General features: G+C 40.4%; 23 protein-coding genes. 5 read left to right on the top strand and 18 right to left on the bottom strand.

Features of this window, described 5'->3' with window-relative positions; all coding sequences use genetic code 11:
• Positions 1-2: 2 nt before the first annotated feature.
• From rplV to pplA, 12 genes are all read right to left on the bottom strand, one after another.
• Positions 3-359 carry a 50S ribosomal protein L22 gene (rplV, locus tag CFS04_RS10795; RefSeq protein WP_007474825.1) on the bottom strand — a complete coding sequence of 119 codons (357 nt, stop codon included), beginning with the start codon at positions 357-359 and terminating at the stop codon, positions 3-5.
• Between the two features lie 20 nt (positions 360-379).
• Complete coding sequence (rpsS, locus tag CFS04_RS10790; protein ID WP_007474827.1) at positions 380-658, bottom strand: 30S ribosomal protein S19; 279 nt, start codon at positions 656-658, stop codon at positions 380-382.
• Positions 659-747: 89 nt separating this feature from the next.
• Complete coding sequence (gene rplB, locus CFS04_RS10785; protein ID WP_007474829.1) at positions 748-1,581, bottom strand: 50S ribosomal protein L2; 834 nt, start codon at positions 1,579-1,581, stop codon at positions 748-750.
• A gap of 43 nt (positions 1,582-1,624) precedes the next feature.
• Positions 1,625-1,909: a 50S ribosomal protein L23 gene (rplW, locus tag CFS04_RS10780; RefSeq protein ID WP_007474831.1), complete on the bottom strand. Its 285-nt coding sequence runs from the start codon at positions 1,907-1,909 to the stop codon at positions 1,625-1,627.
• Positions 1,909-2,532: a 50S ribosomal protein L4 gene (rplD, locus tag CFS04_RS10775; RefSeq protein ID WP_088810708.1), complete on the bottom strand. Its 624-nt coding sequence runs from the start codon at positions 2,530-2,532 to the stop codon at positions 1,909-1,911. Before rplD ends, rplW begins: the two co-directional genes overlap by 1 nt.
• Before the next feature lie 25 nt (positions 2,533-2,557).
• The gene (gene rplC / locus CFS04_RS10770) at positions 2,558-3,187 is read right to left on the bottom strand and encodes a 50S ribosomal protein L3 (RefSeq protein ID WP_088810707.1); all 630 of its coding nucleotides are present in this window, start codon (positions 3,185-3,187) and stop codon (positions 2,558-2,560) included.
• Between the two features lie 58 nt (positions 3,188-3,245).
• Positions 3,246-3,554, bottom strand: a complete 309-nt coding sequence (gene rpsJ / locus CFS04_RS10765) for a 30S ribosomal protein S10 (RefSeq protein ID WP_007474836.1) — start codon at positions 3,552-3,554, stop codon at positions 3,246-3,248.
• A 402-nt stretch (positions 3,555-3,956) separates the two neighbouring features.
• A complete protein-coding gene (locus tag CFS04_RS10755; RefSeq protein WP_088810706.1) occupies positions 3,957-4,631 on the bottom strand; it encodes a hypothetical protein in 675 nt (224 codons plus the stop codon).
• A gap of 295 nt (positions 4,632-4,926) precedes the next feature.
• Positions 4,927-5,724, bottom strand: coding sequence for an FAD export ECF transporter transmembrane subunit FmnA (gene fmnA / locus CFS04_RS10750; protein ID WP_088810705.1), 798 nt, complete (start codon positions 5,722-5,724; stop codon positions 4,927-4,929).
• 14 nt (positions 5,725-5,738) lie between these two features.
• On the bottom strand, positions 5,739-6,701 hold the full coding sequence (menA, locus tag CFS04_RS10745; protein ID WP_088810704.1) for a 1,4-dihydroxy-2-naphthoate polyprenyltransferase: 963 nt from the start codon (positions 6,699-6,701) through the stop codon (positions 5,739-5,741).
• On the bottom strand, positions 6,702-7,766 hold the full coding sequence (locus CFS04_RS10740; protein WP_088810703.1) for an FAD:protein FMN transferase: 1,065 nt from the start codon (positions 7,764-7,766) through the stop codon (positions 6,702-6,704).
• A gap of 134 nt (positions 7,767-7,900) precedes the next feature.
• Entirely contained in the window at positions 7,901-8,800 is a 900-nt protein-coding gene (gene pplA, locus CFS04_RS10735) for an extracellular electron transfer flavoprotein PplA (protein ID WP_088810702.1), read from the bottom strand.
• A gap of 436 nt (positions 8,801-9,236) precedes the next feature.
• Here pplA and CFS04_RS10730 point away from each other — a divergent pair, with 436 nt between their 5' ends.
• The 5 genes from CFS04_RS10730 to CFS04_RS10710 all read left to right on the top strand — a co-directional run bounded on the left by CFS04_RS10730 (position 9,237) and on the right by CFS04_RS10710 (position 14,609).
• A complete protein-coding gene (locus CFS04_RS10730) occupies positions 9,237-11,126 on the top strand; it encodes an FAD-dependent oxidoreductase (protein ID WP_088810701.1) in 1,890 nt (629 codons plus the stop codon).
• A gap of 126 nt (positions 11,127-11,252) precedes the next feature.
• Positions 11,253-11,681 (top strand): NusG domain II-containing protein, encoded by a 429-nt coding sequence (locus tag CFS04_RS10725; protein ID WP_088810700.1) that lies wholly within the window; start codon positions 11,253-11,255, stop codon positions 11,679-11,681.
• A gap of 28 nt (positions 11,682-11,709) precedes the next feature.
• Entirely contained in the window at positions 11,710-12,267 is a 558-nt protein-coding gene (gene eetB / locus CFS04_RS10720) for a flavinylation system FAD exporter subunit EetB (protein ID WP_088810699.1), read from the top strand.
• Positions 12,267-13,247 (top strand): polyprenyl synthetase family protein, encoded by a 981-nt coding sequence (locus tag CFS04_RS10715; RefSeq protein ID WP_088810698.1) that lies wholly within the window; start codon positions 12,267-12,269, stop codon positions 13,245-13,247. The genes eetB and CFS04_RS10715 overlap by 1 nt, the downstream gene beginning before the upstream one ends.
• A 51-nt stretch (positions 13,248-13,298) precedes the next feature.
• Positions 13,299-14,609, top strand: coding sequence for a metallophosphoesterase (locus CFS04_RS10710; RefSeq protein WP_088810697.1), 1,311 nt, complete (start codon positions 13,299-13,301; stop codon positions 14,607-14,609).
• Between the two features lie 113 nt (positions 14,610-14,722).
• Here the strand turns inward: CFS04_RS10710 and CFS04_RS10705 are convergent, their stop codons facing one another.
• The 6 genes from CFS04_RS10705 to rpsL form a co-directional block, all read right to left on the bottom strand.
• Positions 14,723-16,021 carry a LysM peptidoglycan-binding domain-containing protein gene (locus tag CFS04_RS10705; protein ID WP_088810696.1) on the bottom strand — a complete coding sequence of 433 codons (1,299 nt, stop codon included), beginning with the start codon at positions 16,019-16,021 and terminating at the stop codon, positions 14,723-14,725.
• A 134-nt stretch (positions 16,022-16,155) separates the two neighbouring features.
• Complete coding sequence (locus CFS04_RS10700; protein WP_088810695.1) at positions 16,156-17,160, bottom strand: DUF4003 family protein; 1,005 nt, start codon at positions 17,158-17,160, stop codon at positions 16,156-16,158.
• Between the two features lie 101 nt (positions 17,161-17,261).
• Positions 17,262-18,449, bottom strand: coding sequence for an elongation factor Tu (gene tuf / locus CFS04_RS10695; protein WP_088810694.1), 1,188 nt, complete (start codon positions 18,447-18,449; stop codon positions 17,262-17,264).
• A 135-nt stretch (positions 18,450-18,584) separates the two neighbouring features.
• Complete coding sequence (fusA, locus tag CFS04_RS10690; RefSeq protein WP_088810693.1) at positions 18,585-20,672, bottom strand: elongation factor G; 2,088 nt, start codon at positions 20,670-20,672, stop codon at positions 18,585-18,587.
• Positions 20,673-20,750: 78 nt separating this feature from the next.
• Complete coding sequence (gene rpsG, locus CFS04_RS10685) at positions 20,751-21,221, bottom strand: 30S ribosomal protein S7 (protein WP_088810692.1); 471 nt, start codon at positions 21,219-21,221, stop codon at positions 20,751-20,753.
• Between the two features lie 38 nt (positions 21,222-21,259).
• Complete coding sequence (gene rpsL, locus CFS04_RS10680) at positions 21,260-21,679, bottom strand: 30S ribosomal protein S12 (RefSeq protein WP_007474870.1); 420 nt, start codon at positions 21,677-21,679, stop codon at positions 21,260-21,262.
• Positions 21,680-21,917 lie beyond the last annotated feature (238 nt).

Below are 21,917 nucleotides of genomic sequence, written 5' to 3'. Positions count from 1 at the left end.
CGTTATCCCTCCTTCACTTCAGATACCACAACTGTGATGTGGCTAGTACGTTTATTAATTGCACTTGCACGACCTTGTGCACGTGGACGGAAACGTTTAAGAGTTGGACCTTCGTCTACGAAAGCTTCAGATACAACTAAACTATTCACGTCTAAATCATAATTGTGCTCAGCATTTGCCATAGCAGATTTTAATACTTTTTCAATGATTGGTGAAGCCGCTTTTGGAGTAAACTTCAAAATTGCGATTGCTTCGCCTACTTGCTTACCTCGGATTAAATCAATAACGATTCTCGCTTTACGAGGAGCAATACGTACCGTTTTGGCAACGGCTTTTGCGCTTGTAACTTCATTTGCCATTTAGATAGCCTCCTCTCGAATTATCGTCTAGTTTTCTTATCGTCTGCCGCGTGGCCACGGTAAGTACGAGTTGGTGCAAATTCACCTAATTTATGTCCTACCATATCTTCTTGGATATAAACAGGAACGTGTTTACGTCCATCATATACAGCGATTGTTTGACCTACAAATACTGGGAAGATTGTGGAACGACGAGACCAAGTTTTGATAACTTGTTTTTTGTCGCTTTCATTAGCAGCTTCCACTTTCTTCATCAAGTGATCATCGACAAAAGGTCCTTTTTTCAAACTACGACCCATGACGGAACCTCCCTTCGTATAGTCAGGCAGCTCGGAGCATTTCTCCGTGCTGTCCTGCTAACTTTAATTTAATCATATTAACCCAGAAATTATTTACCTTTACGACGACGTACGATAAATTTATCGGAGTTATTGTTTTTCTTACGTGTTTTGTAACCAAGAGTTGGTTTACCCCATGGTGACATTGGAGATTTACGTCCGATTGGCGCTTTACCTTCACCACCACCGTGTGGGTGATCGTTAGGGTTCATAACGGAACCACGAACCGTTGGGCGTTTGCCTAACCAGCGGCTACGTCCAGCCTTACCGATGTTGATAAGTTCGTGTTGTTCGTTCCCAACTTGACCGATAGTAGCACGGCAAGTAGCAAGAATCATGCGAACTTCACCAGAGTTAAGGCGAATAAGAACATATTTCCCTTCTTTACCAAGTACTTGTGCACTTGTGCCGGCAGAGCGAACTAATTGTCCACCTTTACCAGGTTTTAATTCGATATTATGGATAACTGTACCCACTGGAATATCTTTAAGTTCTAAAGCGTTACCGACTTTAATGTCTGCTTCTGCTCCAGAGTAAATTGTTTGGCCTACTTCAAGACCTTTTGCTGCGATGATGTAGCGTTTTTCTCCATCAGCGTAGTTGATTAACGCAATATTTGCTGAGCGGTTAGGATCGTATTCGATTGTTGCTACACGACCTGGAACGCCATCTTTATTACGTTTGAAATCGATCACACGGTATTGACGTTTATGTCCACCACCGTGATGACGAACAGTTAACTTACCTTGGTTGTTACGACCAGCCTTCTTTTTCATAGGACGTAGTAAAGATTTTTCTGGAGTACTCGTTGTAATCTCAGCAAAATCAGAACTTGTCATATGACGGCGGCCGTTTGTGGTAGGTTTGTACTTTTTAATCGCCATTTTTTTCCCTCCTCGTTAGATTTTTTTATTCTAAACGTTCGTTTTAAACTTCAAAAAGTTGAATTTCTTTACTGTCAGCACTCAATGTAACAATCGCTTTACGACGTTTGTTTGTGTAGCCAACGTAACGACCCATGCGTTTCTTTTTACCTTTGTAGTTCATAACGTTTACTTTTACAACGTCAACTTCAAAAATTTCTTCAATCGCATGTTTAATTTGAGATTTTGTCGCGCGAGTGTCTACTTCAAAAGTATATTTCTTGTCATCAAGAATACTTGTAGATTCCTCCGTTACGACTGGGCGCTTAATGATGTCGCGTGCATCCATTACGCAAGCACCTCCTCTACTTTTTCGACAGCTGCTTTAGTAATGATTAATTTATCATGACTAGCAACTTCTAGTACTGAGATACTTTCAGCTGGGATAACTGTAATGCCTTGGATATTGCGGGCAGATAATTCTACGTTTTCGCTTTCTCCAGCAACTACAATTAGAGCTTTAGAATCTACAGAGATATTTTTAAGGAAAGCTGCAAAATCTTTTGTTTTAGGCGCATCAAACGCTAAGTTTTCAAGTACAAGAACGTTTTCGTCTTTCACTTTAGAAGATAGGATTGATTTAATCGCTAAACGGCGAACTTTCTTTGGTAATTTGTATGCATATGAACGAGGTGTTGGGCCGAATACGACACCGCCTCCACGCCATTGCGGGGAACGAATCGAACCTTGACGAGCACGACCAGTACCTTTTTGACGCCATGGTTTACGTCCACCACCACGTACTTCAGAACGATTTTTTACTTTATGAGTTCCTTGACGTAAGGAAGCTCGTTGGCTCAAAATCACATCAACAACTACTTTTTCATTCGGTTCGATACCGAAGACAGCATCATTCAATGTAATTTCGCCAGCTTTAGAACCATCTTGTTTAAGTAAGCTTAGTTTTGGCATTCGTTAGTCCTCCTTTCCAAATAAATTATTTTGCTTTAATAGCAGTTTTAATTTGAACTAATGATTTTTTCGCACCAGGAACGTTACCTTTAACTAAAAGTAAGTTCTTTTCTACGTCTACTTTAACGATTTCCAAGTTTTGGATAGTGATTTGATCTCCACCCATACGACCTGGAAGAAGTTTATTTTTGAAAACACGGTTAGGCGCTACAGGACCCATTGAACCAGGGCGACGGTGGTAACGAGAACCGTGAGCCATAGGCCCGCGAGATTGTCCGTGGCGTTTAATTACACCTTGGAACCCTTTACCTTTCGATACGCCGGTCGCGTCGATGATGTCACCTTCTGCGAATACGTCTACTTTTACTTCAGAACCAATCTCATACTCGTCTAAGTTAACATCGCGGAATTCGCGAATGAAGCGCTTAGGAGTAGTATTGGCTTTTGCTACATGACCTTTTTCGGGTTTGTTTGATAAAACTTCACGTTTGTCTTCGAAGCCGATTTGTACTGCTTCGTAGCCGTCAGTTTCAACAGTTTTCTTTTGAAGTACTACGTTGTTAGCCGCTTCAATTACTGTTACTGGAATTAATTCTCCATTTTCAGTGAAAACTTGAGTCATCCCTACTTTTCTACCTAAGATTCCTTTGGTCATGAGTCACACCTCCTGTTAATAGTTAATTTTTTTCGGACAAAACATGCCCAAGAGTTTATTAGAGTTTAATTTCGATATCTACACCGCTTGGCAAGTCTAAACGCATCAAGCTATCCACAGTTTGTGGTGTTGGATTAACGATGTCGATTAAACGTTTATGCGTACGCATTTCGAATTGTTCGCGCGAATCTTTGTATTTGTGAACCGCACGTAAAACTGTGTATACAGATTTCTCTGTTGGAAGTGGAATCGGACCAGATACAGAAGCACCAGAACGTTTCGCAGTTTCCACAATTTTTTCAGCTGATTGATCCAAGATACGGTGATCATAAGCTTTTAAACGAATACGAATTTTTTGTTTTGCCATTATTTTCCCTCCTTCTCGCCTACTTTTAAAATAGACATTCTCCATGGAAATTACCTGAGTACCCGCCATGGCAAAGCGGCCGGGTGTGTCAGCAACCTTCCACTTCATCACATCTTGCGCCCCAATAGCTTAGGGGTGCTCATACAAAAGGGCAGACGGATGCCTACTCATTTGCACTTTATCTATTATACACGTGTTGAGGCTTGTAATCAACCGCTTTTTGAAAAAAGTTTGACTTTCTTTTCATTGTAAAAACAGGCGTTCGTTTCTTTCTTGTTTTTTAATAAACTATTGGCGCGAAGTAATTGCTTGCTCCGCACAAATTAAGGCCGGCCAAAACGGTGAAGGGAGTTAAAAAAAGAGCCTATATGGCTCTTTTCGCGGAGTTTGGGCAATTATTTTTTATAAACCGAAAGAATCCATGACGTTAAAAGTTGTTTTGGCATCATTATCACTACCAAATAATAGATTCCAGTTAATCAGATTTACGTTTTGTACATTTTGTCCCATGAAGCGATATTTTGTCGTCTCATTTGCTTTTGGAATATGCATACCCGTTTCGTTAATCACTTTTCCAAGGTCAATATCTACATCTACTAAGATACGAGATTCTACAATATAGGAGAAACGCGGATTTTTAAAGATTAGAGTATTATCTTCTATAGAAAAGTCTTGTTGCATATATTTGTAACTTTTCATTGTGATTCCCGTTGCTTTTTGTCTGAATTTCGCCGTTACTGCTTTTTTGAAAGAATCCGTTTTACTGATTTCTTCAAATTCTTGCGGTAATTTTAGCGTATAGTAGGTTTGGTCGGCAACTCCCCCGCCAAAACCATACTGTGCGTAATAATTTAAGGACAATACTCCTGTCGCATTATTTTTAGCATCATAGCTAATTCCTGATTTCGCTGCGGTTCCTTTAATTTTTAGCGATCCACGCTCATAAACTGATATCCCTGTAGCTTGAATCATCTCGTTATCTGAAGCTAGGGCTGTTCCAGCCGGTGAACCCGCCACTATCATACCCGCAATTAAGCATGGCGTTACTATCGTCTTTGCTAATTTTTTCTTATCCATCTTTTATTTGACACTCCTCATTCTTATATTCCTTACTCCGCCAAAACATTATACTTTAAACCTATATAGGTGTAAATATACCCTATTTTTCAGATTATTTTTCAGATTTTTATGTAATTGTACAAAGAATGTTCATAAAGCTGTTGTTTTTGGAGTTTTGCGCTATAGCTAAAAAGTTGTTTTACATATAAGGTATACTTAAAATCATGCTATAAAACACAATCGTATTTGGATTTGAACTCAATTTTCGCAAAAAAAAATCTAAAAATCTTCAAAAAGTGAAGATTTTTAGATTTTAAGTACGCAATACAATTAGCATGGCTGTCAATAAAATAAGAACAAACAATGCGATTAAATCATTGAGATGGAAATGGAGAATTTTAAATCGCGTCCTACCTTTATCTCCTTGATAGCCGCGAACTTCCATAGCGTCTGCTAATTCTTCGGCCCGGTTGAATGAGCTGACAAATAATGGGATAAAGATGGGGACGACGACTTTCATTTGCTCAAACAAATTGCCTTCACCGAATTCGACTCCGCGTGCGCGCTGAGCTTTCATAATTTTATCCGTTTCTTCCATTAAAGTTGGAATAAATCGCAGAGCGACGGATAACATGAGCGCGATATCTTGAACTGGCATTTTAACATATTTAAAAGGTTGTAAAAGATACGCAATTGCGTCGGTTAAGTCCATTGGCGTTGTCGTGAGTGTAATCGCTGTTGATAAAATAATGATGAGCGTAAAACGAATGAATACATAAATACCATTTATAATACCAAAAGAAGAAATGACGAATGGACCGAAATCTAAATAAATCGTGCCGCCACTCGTGAACAGCATTTGCATCATGACTGTAAACAGAATTAGCCAAATGAGCGGCTTGACACCTTTTATAAAAACTTTGATTTTAATGCCCGTCATCGTAATGACCATGAGCGTAAATAAAATCATAAGCGCATAAGTTTGGATGTTATTCGCTAAAAATAGAATGCCGATGAAATAAAAACCTGCTAGCAATTTCGTTCGCGCATCTAACACGTGGATAAGCGATTGACCAGGAACAAAACGACCAAATATAAGTTTGTCTATCATTTTCGCCCTCTCCTTTAGTGCGTGAAATAAACGATGCCAACACTAAGCGCCATCAAGACGGTTAACGATGCGTTAATCATCACAAAATTTTTAATGCCAATAACAAACGTTTTCGCTTTCACCTGCTCTTGATTGAATTTTTTCAAATTGTTGTAAACTGGTAGGATTACGATAAGCGAAAGCAGCATGACTGGGTGCAGGTATCCAAGCAGGACGGCTACTACTACGGCTAAAAACGACGCGTAATAAAGCACGTTGAACAAGAGAACCCCCATTTTTCTTCCAATATAATAAGGAAGTGTATAGCGATGGTTGCGAATGTCTTCATCGAGATCGCACAAGTTATTCGCGAGCATGATGTTTCCGATTGTGAAAATGCACGGTAGTGAAACGACGGCGATTTGAATAATTTCGAGCAGGTTGAAGCGAATGTTGATCCACTCGCCTTGCCAGATGAGATTGGCAATTCCTGCGTCAAACGCGTTCACATAAATGGCGAGGAAAAAAATGCCGAACCCCATCGTCACGCCGGAAAAAATTTCGCCAAGCGGCATGCGCGATAGCGGCACAGGACCGAACGTGTACAAAATCCCGATGCAGAAACATACAAAACCGATTAGGAGGACGAGCAAGTCGGTTCTAAAAACGAGCCAAATACCTAGCCCTGTTGCGATGAAAAACATCGCAAAAATTAAAATGATGACCGTAAGTTCCGGAATTTCCTTTTGTCCAATTATATTACTTGTTTTGCGAAAATCATAGTCGTGATTATTTGTTGCTTTGCGGTAGTCCATATAATTATTAATGGCCGTTGTTGTTAAATCAAAAATCAGCATTGCGAGGAAGAAAATAATGGTATTTTGCCAGTTGAACACTTGATACTCATAAAGCACGTATAACGTCCCAAGCATAAATGGATATACGCTTGCAATTTTCGTGCGGATTTCAACCAGTTCTAAAAACGTCCGAAACGACAATTATTTCTCCCCCTTTCCATCTAGCTCGGCCATTTTAAACGCCTTATCAGTAAGTTCAAATTTATCTTTTAAGCCATCTGTGACATACACTTGCTTATCTTTCGTTACGAAAATCGCTTCTACGTCTTTAAATGAATCGACATATGCCATACCATCTTTGACGCCTTTCATGAAGACGGCGGTGGAAAGTCCATCACCATCGATTGATTTTTTCGAAACGATGCTAACACCTGCCAGTTCATTGTTGCACGGGTAACCTGTGAACGGGCTTAAAATGTGGTGATACTTCACCCCGTCAACTTCCAAATAGCGCTCATAAATGCCGGAGGTTACGACCGAAATATCCGAACCAGGCAGCTTCCCAATTGTTTGTCCGCGAGTTTCAAACGGATTTTGAATACCAATCGTCCAGTTGCCACCTTTTGGATTGTCGCCGCGCACAAAAATATTGCCGCCTAAATCAATGATCGCAGATGTTACGCCCTCGCCTTTCATGACCTTGTTTACCTCATCAGCAATATAGCCTTTCGCAATACCGCCAAGATCAAGCGCCATGCCTTTCTCAGGCAAATAAATGGTTTGTTCTTCCTTGTTCATTTCAACTTTCTTATAGTCAATTAGCGGCAAGACAGCTTGAATTTCAGCTTCTGTTGGTTTTTTGGCATCTGAAAAACCGATGTGCCATAAATCCGTTAATGGTCCTACCGTAATATCAAAATCGCCGTCAGAAGCTTTGCTGTATTTAATACCTTCTTCAACAAGATAAAACATATCTGATGTCACTTTAACTGGTTTTATCCCTGCATTTTGATTGACTTTATCAATTTCAGATTTGCCTGCATCACTCGTCGTAATTTCAGCGGCTAGCTTTTTAATGCGTTCAAAGCTCTTGTCAATCGCTTCTTCTTTGCCTTTATCATAGACTTTCAACGTAACGACTGTTCCCATTAAAAATTCCGTTTTCGAATATGGCTGATCGAGCAGCTCGACCTGTTCTTTTTCCCCAGAGCATGCACTTAGTAATAAAATAAAAATAAGTCCTGTTAAAAAAACGATTTTCTTCATGCGCGAACACCTTTCAAACTTTCTATTGCTTCTTACACTATAGCGTAAAATCCGTTCAAACGCTATATTAAAACACCCTTAAAGTTCGCATAAACTTTAAGGGTGTCACTATGTTTTAAGTCAATTGCTAGATCTTATTCTTCTTCAACTTTGTTATACACTTTAATTGTATCAGTGTCGCCATTTTGAGCGGCATTTTCAAGTTGTGCAGCGTAAATTCTGAATTGGTTAGAAGAACTTGTAGCACCAGAAACTGTATCTACTTCAGCTGGGCTTTGTTTGTCAACTAAAGATTTGTTTAATGCTGGAATGTATTCTTGTGGACCAGTACCAGATTTCGCTTTCATGTTCTTTTCATAGTCAGCGTCGTCAGTTTTCTTTTGTCCATCTTCGTTTACATAGTTGTAATCAGAAGTTACGATTTTACCATCTTTAACTTCCATAGCGAAGACAGCGCGGTATCCGTGTGCATAGTTTTGTTCTTCAAGGTTATATTTACCATCTTGAAGTTCAGCACCGTTGTTGATAGAAATTGTTGTAGTATCAGCGCGTTGTGCAGCTTGAATTAATTGGTTAGCATAGTTGATGAATGTATCAGAAGAATGAGTTGCTCCTGTTACAATGTCTACACCAGATGCAGATTGCGATTTAACTAATGAATCGCTTAATTGTTTTAAGTATTCTTGAGGGCCTGTACCCACTTTGTCTTTCATTGCTTTTTCATAGTCAGCGTCTTCAGATTTCAATTCGCCGTCTTTGTTTTTATAATCGTAGTTAGCTTTAGTGATTTTACCATCTTTAACTTCGATTGATGCGAAAGCTTTCCAGCCTTTATCATCATAATTTTTTTCTTCTAGTTTGTAAGTTCCATCAGTCATTGTACCATCAGTTTTAGCTTCAGTTTTTTTCGTTTCAGACTGTTTTGGTTCCTCACTAGATTTTTTGTCGGAACTGTTATCGTTCCCACAAGCTACTAATAACATACTGGACGCTGCAACTACTGTAAGGCCCATTGCCACTTTTTTCAATTTCATAATTTGCTCCCACCTTTTGGTTTAATTAAAATGTTTGTGATATCACGAGCAATATAAGATGCACTGCGAAAGCGATATCACGATACATACAAATAATAACATCTAGCACTTAGTTTGTCTAGATTTTTTAAAATTACTTAATTCCATAAATTTTCAAAAAATGACGTTAGACTTATGTTTTGATCCAACTTTGCAGATTTAATTGTATATAAAAAACAAAATAGACCTTTCACCTACATAAAACGAGGAGTTTTTAACCATAAAAATTGGCTTTTTTATAAGAAAGAACTATTTTTATTTTTTATGCACTTATTCCTATATATTGTGTAGACAATCCCCCCTGTTTTCTGTTACACTATGTTAGGTTATTACTATATTTTGGTTATTGAACTAATACTATTTTTGTGAAAAAATAAACAAGGAGTTGAGAAAGCATATGCCTGAAAAAAATATCGTTCTAATAGGGGCAGGGTATGCAGGTGTACATGCAGCTAAGAAATTAGCGAAGAAGTACAAAAAGGATAAAGATGTTAAAATCACGCTTATCGACCGTCATTCGTATCATACGATGATGACTGAATTACATGAGGTTGCAGGTGGACGTGTAGAGCCAACTGCTATTCAGTATGATTTGCGTCGTTTATTCAATCGCACGAAAGTAAATCTTGTTACTGATAACGTGACAAACGTTGACCATGACAAAAAAGTCGTTGTAACAGAACATGGTAGCTATCCGTTCGATTATCTAGTGTTAGGTATGGGCGGCGAACCAAACGACTTCGGTACTCCGGGTGTTGCTGAAAACGGCTTCACATTATGGTCTTGGGAAAATTCCGTTCGCTTGCGCACTCATATTGAAGAAACTGTAACAAAAGCGAGTCGCGAACAAGACGTTGAAAAACGTAAAGCTATGCTTCGTTTTGTTGTTTGTGGTTCTGGTTTCACCGGCATCGAAATGGTCGGCGAATTACTTGAATGGAAAGACCGTCTTGCAAAAGATAACAAAATCGATAAAGACGAAATTGAATTGATGGTTGTCGAAGCTGCTCCAACAATTTTGAATATGCTTGAACGCCGTGATGCTGATAAAGCTGAAAAATACATGGTGAAAAAAGGCATTAAAATTCTTAAAGAAGCTGCAATTGTTGAAGTTAAACCTGAGAGCATCGTTTTAAAATCAGGCGAAGAACTTCCGACACATACTTTAATTTGGACAGCGGGTGTTCGTGCTAACTCCGATACGAAGGATTACGGTATGGAAACAGCTCGTGCTGGACGACTTAAAGTTAACCAATACATGGAAGCTGAAAAATTCGAAAACACTTATGTTATCGGTGACCTTGCTTACTTCGAAGACGAAGAAGGAAAACCAACTCCTCAAATCGTTGAAGCAGCCGAACAAACAGGTATGACTGCTGCGAAAAGCATTATTGCTGAAATCAGCGGCGGACAAAAAGAAGCTTTCCACGGTAAATACCACGGTGTTATGGTTTCCATCGGTGCCAAATACGGCGTTGCTCACTTAGGTAGCATGCATTTATCTGGTTGGTTCGCTATCTTTATGAAACACATGGTAAACTTGTACTACTTCTTCGGGATTCGCAGCGGTTACTATATGTGGCAGTATATCGTCCATGAGTTCTTCCACATTCGCGATCATCGTAACATTTTCCGTGGCTGGACTTCACGTTACGGAAACGTACTTTGGAGCTTACCACTACGTATTTATCTTGGTTGGTTCTGGGTTGATGAAGCACTTGCAAAAATTTATGGTGAAAGCACATGGGACAAAGTTAGCCTTACAAACTTAAAACCATTATTCCAAGGTTTAGGTCCTGATTCTTGGTTGACTGCTGAAACATCGAAAATGCCATTCTCTTGGTTGCAAACTGCAGCAACATCAGGCGCGAGCCAAGCTGCTGGAGATGCAGCTGGTGAAGCGGCGCAAAACGTTACAACTCCAATCTTCAGCCACATGCCTGGTTGGTTTGAATGGATTATGAAAATTATCATGCCAAATCAAGACGTAGCGGTATTTATGCAAAAAGTAGTTCCTTTCGTGGAATTAGCCATTGGTCTTGCACTTGTTGTTGGTCTATTTACTTGGTTAGCAAGTATCGGAAGTATCGGTTTCCTAGCTATGTTCACATTAAGCGCTATGCTTGGTTGGGACAAATTCTGGGCGCTACCTGCTTCTATCGCCATGTTAAACGGTGCTGGACGCACATTTGGTTTAGACTACTGGGTTGTTCCTTGGTTCCAAAAACACCTAGGCCACTGGTGGTATGGTAAACCTCGCGCTATTTATCGCGATTCAGGCAAATAACGATACGATTTCGAGATAAGCGAGAGGCTCGTCCTTTCGCTTATCTTTTCTTTTCATTTAAGGTATATTTTTTATACGAAATCCTTTACAATAAGGTTAGAAAAAATGTTTAGAGGGGGCAAAGATGTGAAACCATATTTAAAAATGATTCGTCGCTTTGATGTTATTATCGTTATTACGCTTAGTCTGCTCTCTTTTCTGCCTCTAGCTATTTTTTCTTATGTGCAAGCAAATGCGCCAAATAACGGGGCGGATAAAACGCTTGTAGCGGTTATTACGGTAGACGGGAAAGAATATAAGCGCGTTGATTTGACGGGGCACTCTGGAACGGATACTTTTACGGTTACGCAAGAAGATGGCGACTACAATACGATTGAAGTTAAAGATGAAAAAATCAGGATTAGCAAGGCGAATTGTGGGGATCAAGTTTGTGTCCGCACAGGCGCGGTTGGGAAACTAGGCGAAACGATTGTTTGTTTGCCGCATAAGTTGGTCATTGAGGTTAAAGCGACTGACGGGACATCAAATGATGACGACATGATTATTTCTTCTTAATTTTTATAAAAAAGGATTGTGAATTTTGATGACTAAAAATAAACGCCTTGTTTATATAGCGCTTTTGGCGGCTCAAGCGGTTGTCATTAGCTTGCTAGAACGAGCGATTCCTTTTCCGTTTGCTTTTGCGCCTGGCGCTAAACTGGGGTTATCGAATATTATAACGTGTATTTCACTTTATACGTTATCGACGAAAGATGCTTTTATGATTGTCTGTATTCGTCTTGTGCTTTCGACGCTTTTAGGCGGGACAATTTCGACGTTTTTATATAGTGCGGCGGGGGCTTTGCTTAGTTTCGTGGGCATGTGGGCGGTTCAAAAGCTTGGTCCAAAGCGCGTCAGCATTATTGGCGTGAGTACGACTGGCGGGATTTTGCATAATGTTGGTCAACTTGTTGTGGCCAGTTGGATTGCTGGATCGTGGAATGTTATGCTTTATTTGCCGGTACTTTCGTTTATTGGGATTTTATCGGGGATTGCAATTGGGATTGCAGCAAACTATTTACTTCAGAATGTGCAAACATTGCGCACGTTTTTCGATGCTAAACAAGAACGCGCTTTAATAAATAAAAAAGGAGTTTCATGATGCAACTTCATTCCATGTGGGCTTCGTACCCAGATTTAGAAACTGATTTAAAAGATGTATTAACTACAATTGAAAAAAACATTCAAATTCGCGACAAGCGTGTTAACCAAAATGTAAAATCACTGATTCATGCGGGCGGTAAGTTGCTTCGTCCGGCATATGCACTTTTGATGGCAGAAATTGGGCCGGATTACGAACGCGAACGGGCGGTTTCGGTTGCGGCAGCACTTGAAGTTTTGCATATGGCTACGCTCATTCATGATGACGTGGTAGACGAGTCACCACTTAGACGCGGGGAGCCTACGATTCATTCTCGCTACGGGAACCATTACGCGGTTTATACAGGAGATTATTTATTTACGGTTTGCTTTAAAATTTTGTCGAAGCATTCGGATTCATTGCAAAACATTGAGTTTAGCAGTCGCAATATCGAGAAGATTTTGATGGGCGAGCTGGATCAAATGCGAATGCGCTATAATCTTGATGTGTCGGTGAAGGAGTATTTATCGCGGATTTCTGGGAAAACGGCGCAACTTTTTGCGCTTAGCTGTTATTCTGGTGCGACAGCGAGTAAGGCTCCACGAAAAATGGCGATAAAAGCTTGGAATATTGGGCACTATTTGGGGATGGCTTTCCAAATTATTGATGATGTTCTGGATTATACGAGTACTGACTCGGGGCTTGGGAAACCGGTTTTAAACGATGTTTTGCAAGGTGTTTATTCGCTCCCGCTTATTTATGCGATGCGCGGACAAAAAAATGAGTTTGAACCTTTGCTCTCTAAAAAAGAAGCGATGACTGATGACGATTTGAAGGCGCTTCTCGAATTAATCGAAAAACATGAGGGTGTTGAAAAAGCGTTTGATTTAGCGCAAAAATACACGAAAAAAGCGCAAAAAGAAATTTCGAAATTGCCAGACGGGGCCTATAAAACGACGCTTGAGCGTTTGACGAGCGAGATTTTAACGCGGAAAATTTAATTTTTTCTGCACACATGTGTTTGTGAATTATTTTTCAAAGGAGGAATTAGCATGCAACGTTTCAGTCTTCTTTTTATTTTACTTTTTACATGCGCCTACCTTTCTGCATGTTCATCTGGCGAAGCAACAGAAACGATTAAGCCGGTGAAAGATAAGACGGATATTTCCATTCGGGTCGCAACGGACGTTCATTATTTGGCGCCTGAATTAACCGATTTTGGCGAGGCTTTCAAAACGTATGTAGCTTCTGGTGATGGCAAGGCGCTTCAAGTGAGCGATGAAATGACCGATGCCTTTTTGGCTGATGTGTCAAAAGACCAGGCGGATATTTTGATTTTGAGTGGCGACTTAACGAATAACGGGGAACGGAAAAGCCATGAGAACTTGGCGAAGAAGCTTGAAAAAGTTGAGAAATCTGGTACCGATGTTTACGTCATTCCAGGCAATCACGACATTAATAATCCGTGGGCACGGAGTTTCAAAGCGGATAAGCAGTACAAAACGGACAGCATCACACCCGAGGAATTCGCAAAAATTTACGAGAATTTCGGCCTAAAAGAGGCGGTTTTAAAGGATAAATTTTCGCTTAGTTATTTGGCGCCTGCTTCAAAAGATATCTGGCTACTTATGCTTGATACGAACCATTATAAGAGCAATATGCAGCTTGGCTCACCGCAAACTGATGGCGGCTTAACGACGGGGACGCTTGAATGGATTAAAGAGTGTGCTGATTTAGCAAAGGCGAATAATGTAAAAATCGTTCCGGTGATGCACCACAATTTAATGAATCATAGCGAAATTCTGCAACAAGGTTATACGATTAATTATGCAGAGGACGTCCAGAATGCGTTCAAAAAAGCGAATTTTACATTTGCACTAAGCGGGCACATTCATACCCAAAACATCGCGACTGATGGCAAACTCACAGATATTACAACAAACGCGCTTTCTGTCTACCCACATAAGTACGGAAAAATCACTTATTCGGGAGAAAAGGCTCTTTTTAATTATCAAACGGGGAAAGTTAATTTAGAGGAATACGCCAAACAAAATAATCTGACGAGCGATAAATTCCTTTCTTTCAACCAAAAAGATTATGATCAGTTTTATTTAAATGGTTACGGAAAAGCGATGGAGGACCTCGCAACGAGCGACGATTTTGACAGCTATTCTGAGCAAGAAAAAGAGGCGATGGCCGATACGATGGCGCTAAACAATCTCTCTTATTTTGCTGGTGTTGCACCGCCAAAATCGGACGGGTTAAAACTATGGCAAAGCGCGCCAAATAGTTTCCTGAAGAAGTACGTTATCAGCACAAGTGGCGCACCGAAACGGTCGAATGATGAGTGGACTGGGAAATGATTAATCATTACGCCTCTTCGTCACAGGCCATTTTAGATGGTGACAGCTTCATCAGATGAATAAAAATCGAGCAGAAATTGCCTTTTCTGCTCGATTTTCTTATATTCAATTGGTTATTTCCGTCTTAGCAGAAGCCCGCCAGTTCCGAGCATTAGTAGTCCGGATAGGCTTATGAGAAGGCCTGCGCTATCTCCTGTATGTGGCAGCGAAACGGTGGTTTGGTTTTCGATGCGCACAATTAATTTTTGCCCAACGTAAACGTTTTCGCTCGGCAAATTGTTCCACGTCATTAGTTGTTTTGGCGTCGTTTTAAAGGAAGTTGCGATACTTTTTAGCGTGTCGCCTTTTTTTACTTCATAGTAGTAAATCTTTTCACCGTTTTTCTCCACAGTAGTAGTTGGTGGTTCGGTTGTGGCTTCTTCCATGTTAGGTGTTGGTGTTACTTCTGGCTTTGGTTCTGGGGTAGACGTTGGTGGCGGTGTTGCTTCGCCCCCGCCTTTCCCGCCGTTACTATAATCATTCACGGTTGAGTTTCGGGAGTAAATTTTAATGTTATCGCCGTATAACGTTGCATTGTTTTTATAACTTGTCTGGCCGCCGTTCACCTTCGTTTGATACGTGATGACAACCGATTGCTTGCTGAGCGACCCGACATCAATGCGGAAAGCTCGGTTTTGCACGTTTACTGTCTGCGTATATGTTGCCACTACTTTTTTATTTTCATCGCGATAACGTACTTGTACAGGGTTGATTAGCTCATGTCCCGGGCCAATCGTATCGATTACATAGCCGTTCTCAATGTCAAGCAGCGCATTATTAACTGTCACCGTCCAATTGATTCGGTCCGGCTGCTTCGTGTCGATGCGTCCTTGCTTGTAAATGACAGAAGTCCCCTCACTACTGCCACCACTTGTTGTATCTTTGACTAAAACGGATTTCACGACAGCCTCGTTTTGAACTGGGAAGGTCAGCTGATTCTCGCTACCCAATTGGATTTTTTCAACATTGAATTTCGCCCAAAAAAACATACTTCCTTGAATATTTTGATGCGTTTCAACAAAATTAGTAAACGTTAGTGTTATCATTCCCGTTGTAGAGTTCGTCTCCGCTAGCGCAACCACATTCCCCTCTGAATCCTTCAATTGAAACGGCGCATAACTTACCATAGTCAGCTGTTCCGGCAGCGCGATCGTCATTTGATCCCCCGTATGCACTTGCTGGTTCACCTTAAAGTCATACACCACTTTCACCTTATCCGTTTTGCGGAATTCTGAGCTTTCTTTGCCTGAAACATTTTCTAAGCTCACATTTGTAAAAAATTGCGACCCATAATCTACCGCCGCTTGCGCACGAAATGGTAGAACAATTCCTATAAGTAAAATAAGAATCGCAACATAAAAAAGCTTTTTCATCTAAAGTCCTCCTTTATTCAGTGATTGCGCCACCTCCTATTAGTTCCCAAAGTAGGACACAACAAAACCTGTTCAGTATTGAACAGGTTTTGTTTGTAGAAAACGTATACTAGACTTATGACAACGGGTTTAATTTAATTACTCGAACTATTTGCTGCTGCAGCGCTAGCCGCCGCGGCTGCGGCCGCTGCACTTGCTTGCTCAATGGCAATTAAGACGTGCACACTGACCATTAAATTTTCAATTTGCGCTTGGTTCATTTTTCCAGTCACTTCTTCAGTATACAGACTAAGCGCAAGTGCCGTATAAAATGTTTTTCCGAAAAACTTTAATCCCGAAACTTGGCTAAGCTCTGAAACGAGTTCGAAAAAGTGCGCATCCAGTTTAGCCCCGTCATTTACATACGCTAAAATTCCAATGGTATTATAGTATAGTTCCTTCACTTTAATCCCTTTTTTGTCCAGCTCATTTAAAAGCGTTCTGACACGCGTCACAAATATGCGATCCTTTTTACCATAAAGTAGGGCTGCTGTTGCCGCAAGCGCCTGCAAGCCATTGTTTTTATGGAAATCCAAGTCCGCAAACTCTTGGAAATAAAACTCTACAATGTCAGCAATTTCTTGCGCCGAGAGCGAGGTATCAAGCGATGCTAGCATCACACTTGCCGTTGCATCTTCTGGTCCGGTTAAAAAAGGATGAAATTTTTTGAGGCATGTATAAATTTCCTTCGCCCGTTTTGCTGTCGCTACACTATCCGCATTCTCCTGTTTCAAAAGTAAATATGCCGCAAAATAGGTGAACTCTGACCTGCCAAATTTCACCTCAACCAGTTCGCGGTAATGCTGAATGAGGCGCAACACATCCGACCTATCATCGGTTCCATCGGCTACTAAAAGCCCCGCTAGCGACGCCCGAACATTTCCATTCAGGGCGGTAAAAAAGCCTAATTCAGATTTTATCGCGCGGTCCGCGGCAAAAAATCGTTCTGCATCGACTAACTCATTTTTCCCCGTAAAAAGTCTTGCGATTAAAAAACGAATTCGTTTATCTACAAAGTTTACTTTACTTTTCCGAATCCGTTCATAGTTTTCGGAAAGCAGTTGTGTTAATTCATCTACATAACTTAATTCATTTGCCAATTCGCTACACTCCTTTATCTTGCATCCATAATAAGTATACCAATTTTAGACGTAAAAAAACCAGCGGAACTATTGTCCCGCTGGTTTTAAGTTATTGTTAATTATTTTTGAATGCTGGAAACAACGCCAGCTCCTACAGTACGTCCACCTTCACGGATAGAGAATTTAGTACCGTCTTCAATCGCGATTGGCGCGATTAGTTCAACAGTTAATTCTACGTTATCGCCAGGCATAACCATTTCAGTACCTTCTGGTAAAGTAACGATACCAGTTACGTCAGTTGTACGGAAATAGAATTGTGGACGGTAGTTATTGAAGAATGGAGTATGACGTCCACCTTCTTCTTTAGATAAAACATAAGTTTCAGCTTTGAAGTTCGTGTGTGGAGTAATCGAACCTGGTTTAGCTAATACTTGACCACGTTGGATATCTTCACGCGCAACACCACGAAGCAATGCACCAATGTTATCGCCAGCTTCTGCATAATCAAGAAGCTTACGGAACATTTCTACACCTGTAACAGTTGTTTTGGAAGTTTCAGTTTCGATACCGATGATTTCGATTTCATCACCAACACGAACTTCACCACGCTCAACACGTCCAGTTGCAACTGTACCACGACCAGTGATAGAGAATACATCCTCAACTGGCATCATGAATGGTTTAGCTTTATCACGTTCTGGAGTTGGGATATAAGAATCTACTGCATCCATTAATTCGTAGATTTTTTCTTCCCAAGCTGCGTCACCTTCAAGAGCTTTAAGAGCAGAACCTTTAATTACAGGAATATCGTCACCAGGGAATTCGTATTCAGATAATAGATCACGAACTTCCATTTCAACTAATTCTAATAATTCTTCATCATCAACCATGTCGCATTTGTTTAAGAATACAACGATGTAAGGAACACCTACTTGACGAGAAAGTAAGATGTGCTCACGAGTTTGTGGCATTGGGCCATCAGCAGCAGATACTACTAAGATCCCACCGTCCATTTGTGCAGCACCAGTGATCATGTTTTTAACATAGTCAGCATGTCCTGGGCAGTCAACGTGTGCATAGTGACGGTTTTCAGTTTCGTACTCTACGTGTGCTGTAGAGATTGTGATTCCACGTTCGCGTTCTTCTGGAGCACCATCAATTTGGTCATATGCAGAAGCTTGTGCAAAACCTTTTTTAGATAAAACAGTAGTGATAGCTGCTGTTAAAGTAGTTTTACCATGATCGACGTGTCCAATTGTACCAACGTTAACATGGGGTTTAGAGCGGTCAAATTTTTCTTTTGCCATTTTATAAAATCCTCCTCAATGTTTGAAAAAATGATATTTAAGTCACTAAATGAAATTCATTTAGTAGATACTTCTAACTAATGTTATACAAGAAATCGAGCAAAAATGCAATTCATTGCGTTAAATCAGAAGAGATTAATCTTCGTCTTTATTTCCACCGTTTTTCTTGATAATGTCTTCTGCAATAGATTTAGGAACTTCTTCGTAGTGGTCAAATTGCATTGTGTAAGTACCGCGACCTTGAGTTGCAGAACGTAAGTCAGTTGCATAACCGAACATTTCAGCAAGTGGAACGAAAGCACGAACAACTTGAGCGTTTCCGCGAGCTTCCATACCATCTACACGTCCACGACGGCTTGTGATGTTACCCATGATATCACCAAGATATTCTTCTGGGATAACAACTTCAACAGACATGATTGGTTCTAAAATAACTGGATCACATTTTTTAGCAGCATTACGAAGCGCCATGCTTGCAGCTACTTTAAATGCCATTTCGTTGGAGTCAACGTCATGGTAAGATCCATCATATAGTTTTGCTTTGATATCAATTAACGGATAGCCTGCAAGTACACCATTATCTAGTGCGCCTTCAAGACCTGCTTGGACAGCTGGAATGTATTCACGTGGAACAACCCCACCGACAATTGCATTTTCAAATTCAAAACCTTTACCTTCTTCGTTAGGAGCGAATTCAATCCAAACGTGACCATATTGACCACGACCACCAGATTGACGAACGAATTTACCTTCGACTTGTGCTGATGTGCGGAATGTTTCACGGTAAGATACTTGAGGCGCACCTACGTTAGCCTCAACCTTGAATTCACGTTTCATACGGTCAACAAGGATATCTAAGTGAAGCTCACCCATACCGGAGATGATAGTTTGTCCAGTTTCCGTATTTGTTTCAGTACGGAAAGTTGGATCTTCCTCTGCTAATTTAGCAAGAGCTTGACCCATTTTATCTTGGTCAGCTTTTGATTTAGGCTCAATCGCAACCGAGATAACTGGTTCTGGGAATTCCATAGATTCTAAGATAATTTGGTTCTTTTCATCACATAGAGTGTCCCCAGTTGTAGTATCTTTAAGACCTACAGCTGCAGCGATGTCACCAGAGTAAACGATATCGATTTCCTCACGGTGATTGGCGTGCATTTGTAGGATACGACCTACACGTTCACGTTTACCTTTAGTTGAGTTTTGTACGTAAGAACCAGAGTTCAAAGTACCAGAGTAAACGCGGAAGAAAGTTAAACGACCTACATAAGGGTCAGTCATAACTTTAAATGCTAGAGAAGAGAATGGTTCCTCATCACTTGCATGACGTTCAGATTCTTCACCATCAGGTAAAACACCTTTGATAGAAGGAACGTCAGTTGGTGCTGGAAGGTAATCGATAACAGCATCAAGCATTGGTTGAACACCTTTGTTTTTAAATGCTGTACCACATACTACTGGATAAAACTCAACTGCAAGTGTTCCTTTACGGATCGCTGCTTTAAGCTCATCTTTCGTAATTTCTTCACCTTCAAGATATTTCATCATAAGTTCTTCATCAAGTTCAGCAACTGCCTCGATTAGTTTACCATGATATTCTTCAGCAAGATCTTTCATATCTTCAGGAATTTCTTTAATATGAGGATCGTTACCTAAATCGTCTTCATAAAATAGTGCATTCATTTCAATTAAATCAATGATACCAGTGAAAGTATCTTCAGCACCGATTGGTAATTGAATTGGATGTGCATTTGCATCAAGACGATCATGTAAAGTGCCTACAGAATATAAGAAATCTGCACCAATTTTATCCATTTTGTTGACGAATACTACACGAGGAACCCCGTAAGTAGTAGCTTGACGCCAAACAGTTTCTGTTTGTGGTTCTACACCAGATTGTGCATCTAGAACCGCAACAGCGCCATCAAGTACACGAAGTGAACGTTCAACTTCAACTGTGAAGTCTACGTGTCCCGGTGTATCGATGATATTTACGCGGTAACCATTCCATTGTGCTGTTGTCGCAGCAGAAGTGATAGTGATACCACGTTCTTGCTCTTGCTCCATCCAGTCCATTTGGGAGGCACCTTCATGCGTTTCACCAATTTTGTGAATACGCCCTGTATAGAAAAGAATACGCTCAGTAGTAGTAGTTTTACCCGCATCAATGTGCGCCATAATACCAATATTACGAGTCTTTTCTAAGGAGAACTCTCTTGCCATGTTTTCTTTCTCCTTCCATAAAACGTTTTTTAGGCGATTAGCCTTTTCGAGTTTAATTTATGCTGATAAAACTTAATATTACCAACGATAATGAGCGAATGCTCTGTTTGCATCTGCCATTTTATGAGTATCTTCACGTTTCTTAACAGAAGAACCCGTATTATTAGCAGCATCCATGATTTCGCGCGCAAGACGAAGTTCCATCGTTCTTTCACCACGAAGACGTGCATAGTTTACTAACCAACGAAGACCAAGAGTAGTACGACGATCTGGACGCACTTCGATTGGAACTTGATAGTTTGCACCACCGACACGACGAGCTTTTACTTCAAGAACTGGCATGATGTTTTTAATCGCTTGATCAAAAACTTCCATCGGATCATTACCAGTTTCTTCTTTAATGATGTCAAAAGCAGCGTATAAAATCGCTTGGGATTTTCCACGTTTACCATCAACCATCATTTTATTAATTAAGCGAGTTACCAATTTCGAATTATAAATAGGATCTGGCAACACGTCACGTTTAGCAACAGGACCTTTACGAGGCATTGGATATCCTCCTTTCATAAGGATAGAATTTTAAAAAATTATTTGCTTGCTTTAGGTTTTTTCGTTCCGTATTTAGAACGACTTTGTCCTCTATTTTCAACACCAGCAGTGTCAAGAGCACCACGCACGATATGATAACGTACCCCTGGTAAATCTTTTACACGTCCACCACGAATAAGAACAACACTGTGCTCTTGTAAGTTGTGTCCGATACCTGGGATATAAGCCGTTACTTCGATACCGTTACTTAAGCGCACACGAGCATATTTACGAAGCGCGGAGTTAGGTTTCTTTGGAGTCATTGTACCAACACGAGTACAAACACCACGTTTTTGCGGTGAATTCACGTTAGTAAGTTCACGCTTGAAAGTGTTAAGCCCTTTGTTAAGTGCTGGAGAGTCAGATTTCTTAGATTTAGATTGACGCGGTTTGCGAACTAATTGGTTAATAGTAGGCATTGGATAGGTTCCTCCTTTCTCGGTTTAGTAGTTCCACACATCCAGGTGGTTCATTTTTTCGAAAAAATAAAACTGCTGTAGATGTGTACTACAACATTCATTATTTCAAGACCTCTATAGGTGAGGCACCTTGAATATAGTAACACTTGACGGGTTTCATGTCAAGTGCTTTACGTGAGTTCCTTCTGTATCTTGCCAAAGAAATTGAAAGAAAGTAAAATAGGCTTAGACATAACAT

The sequence above is a fragment of the Listeria sp. ILCC796 genome, from assembly GCF_900186175.1.
GTDB lineage: Bacteria > Bacillota > Bacilli > Lactobacillales > Listeriaceae > Listeria > Listeria goaensis.
Note: the sequence above shows the minus strand (reverse complement) of the source record. Positions and strands in the feature narration are given on the sequence as shown.

Coding starts and splice junctions, on each gene's coding strand:
- rplV (WP_007474825.1), bottom strand. CDS start 359: ATGGCAAATGAAGTTACAAGCGCAAAAGCCGTTGCCAAAACGGTACGT.
- rpsS (WP_007474827.1), bottom strand. CDS start 658: ATGGGTCGTAGTTTGAAAAAAGGACCTTTTGTCGATGATCACTTGATG.
- rplB (WP_007474829.1), bottom strand. CDS start 1,581: ATGGCGATTAAAAAGTACAAACCTACCACAAACGGCCGCCGTCATATG.
- rplW (WP_007474831.1), bottom strand. CDS start 1,909: ATGGATGCACGCGACATCATTAAGCGCCCAGTCGTAACGGAGGAATCT.
- rplD (WP_088810708.1), bottom strand. CDS start 2,532: ATGCCAAAACTAAGCTTACTTAAACAAGATGGTTCTAAAGCTGGCGAA.
- rplC (WP_088810707.1), bottom strand. CDS start 3,187: ATGACCAAAGGAATCTTAGGTAGAAAAGTAGGGATGACTCAAGTTTTC.
- rpsJ (WP_007474836.1), bottom strand. CDS start 3,554: ATGGCAAAACAAAAAATTCGTATTCGTTTAAAAGCTTATGATCACCGT.
- CFS04_RS10755 (WP_088810706.1), bottom strand. CDS start 4,631: ATGGATAAGAAAAAATTAGCAAAGACGATAGTAACGCCATGCTTAATT.
- fmnA (WP_088810705.1), bottom strand. CDS start 5,724: ATGATAGACAAACTTATATTTGGTCGTTTTGTTCCTGGTCAATCGCTT.
- CFS04_RS10740 (WP_088810703.1), bottom strand. CDS start 7,766: ATGAAGAAAATCGTTTTTTTAACAGGACTTATTTTTATTTTATTACTA.
- pplA (WP_088810702.1), bottom strand. CDS start 8,800: ATGAAATTGAAAAAAGTGGCAATGGGCCTTACAGTAGTTGCAGCGTCC.
- CFS04_RS10730 (WP_088810701.1), top strand. CDS start 9,237: ATGCCTGAAAAAAATATCGTTCTAATAGGGGCAGGGTATGCAGGTGTA.
- eetB (WP_088810699.1), top strand. CDS start 11,710: ATGACTAAAAATAAACGCCTTGTTTATATAGCGCTTTTGGCGGCTCAA.
- CFS04_RS10715 (WP_088810698.1), top strand. CDS start 12,267: ATGCAACTTCATTCCATGTGGGCTTCGTACCCAGATTTAGAAACTGAT.
- CFS04_RS10710 (WP_088810697.1), top strand. CDS start 13,299: ATGCAACGTTTCAGTCTTCTTTTTATTTTACTTTTTACATGCGCCTAC.
- CFS04_RS10705 (WP_088810696.1), bottom strand. CDS start 16,021: ATGAAAAAGCTTTTTTATGTTGCGATTCTTATTTTACTTATAGGAATT.
- tuf (WP_088810694.1), bottom strand. CDS start 18,449: ATGGCAAAAGAAAAATTTGACCGCTCTAAACCCCATGTTAACGTTGGT.
- fusA (WP_088810693.1), bottom strand. CDS start 20,672: ATGGCAAGAGAGTTCTCCTTAGAAAAGACTCGTAATATTGGTATTATG.
- rpsG (WP_088810692.1), bottom strand. CDS start 21,221: ATGCCTCGTAAAGGTCCTGTTGCTAAACGTGACGTGTTGCCAGATCCT.
- rpsL (WP_007474870.1), bottom strand. CDS start 21,679: ATGCCTACTATTAACCAATTAGTTCGCAAACCGCGTCAATCTAAATCT.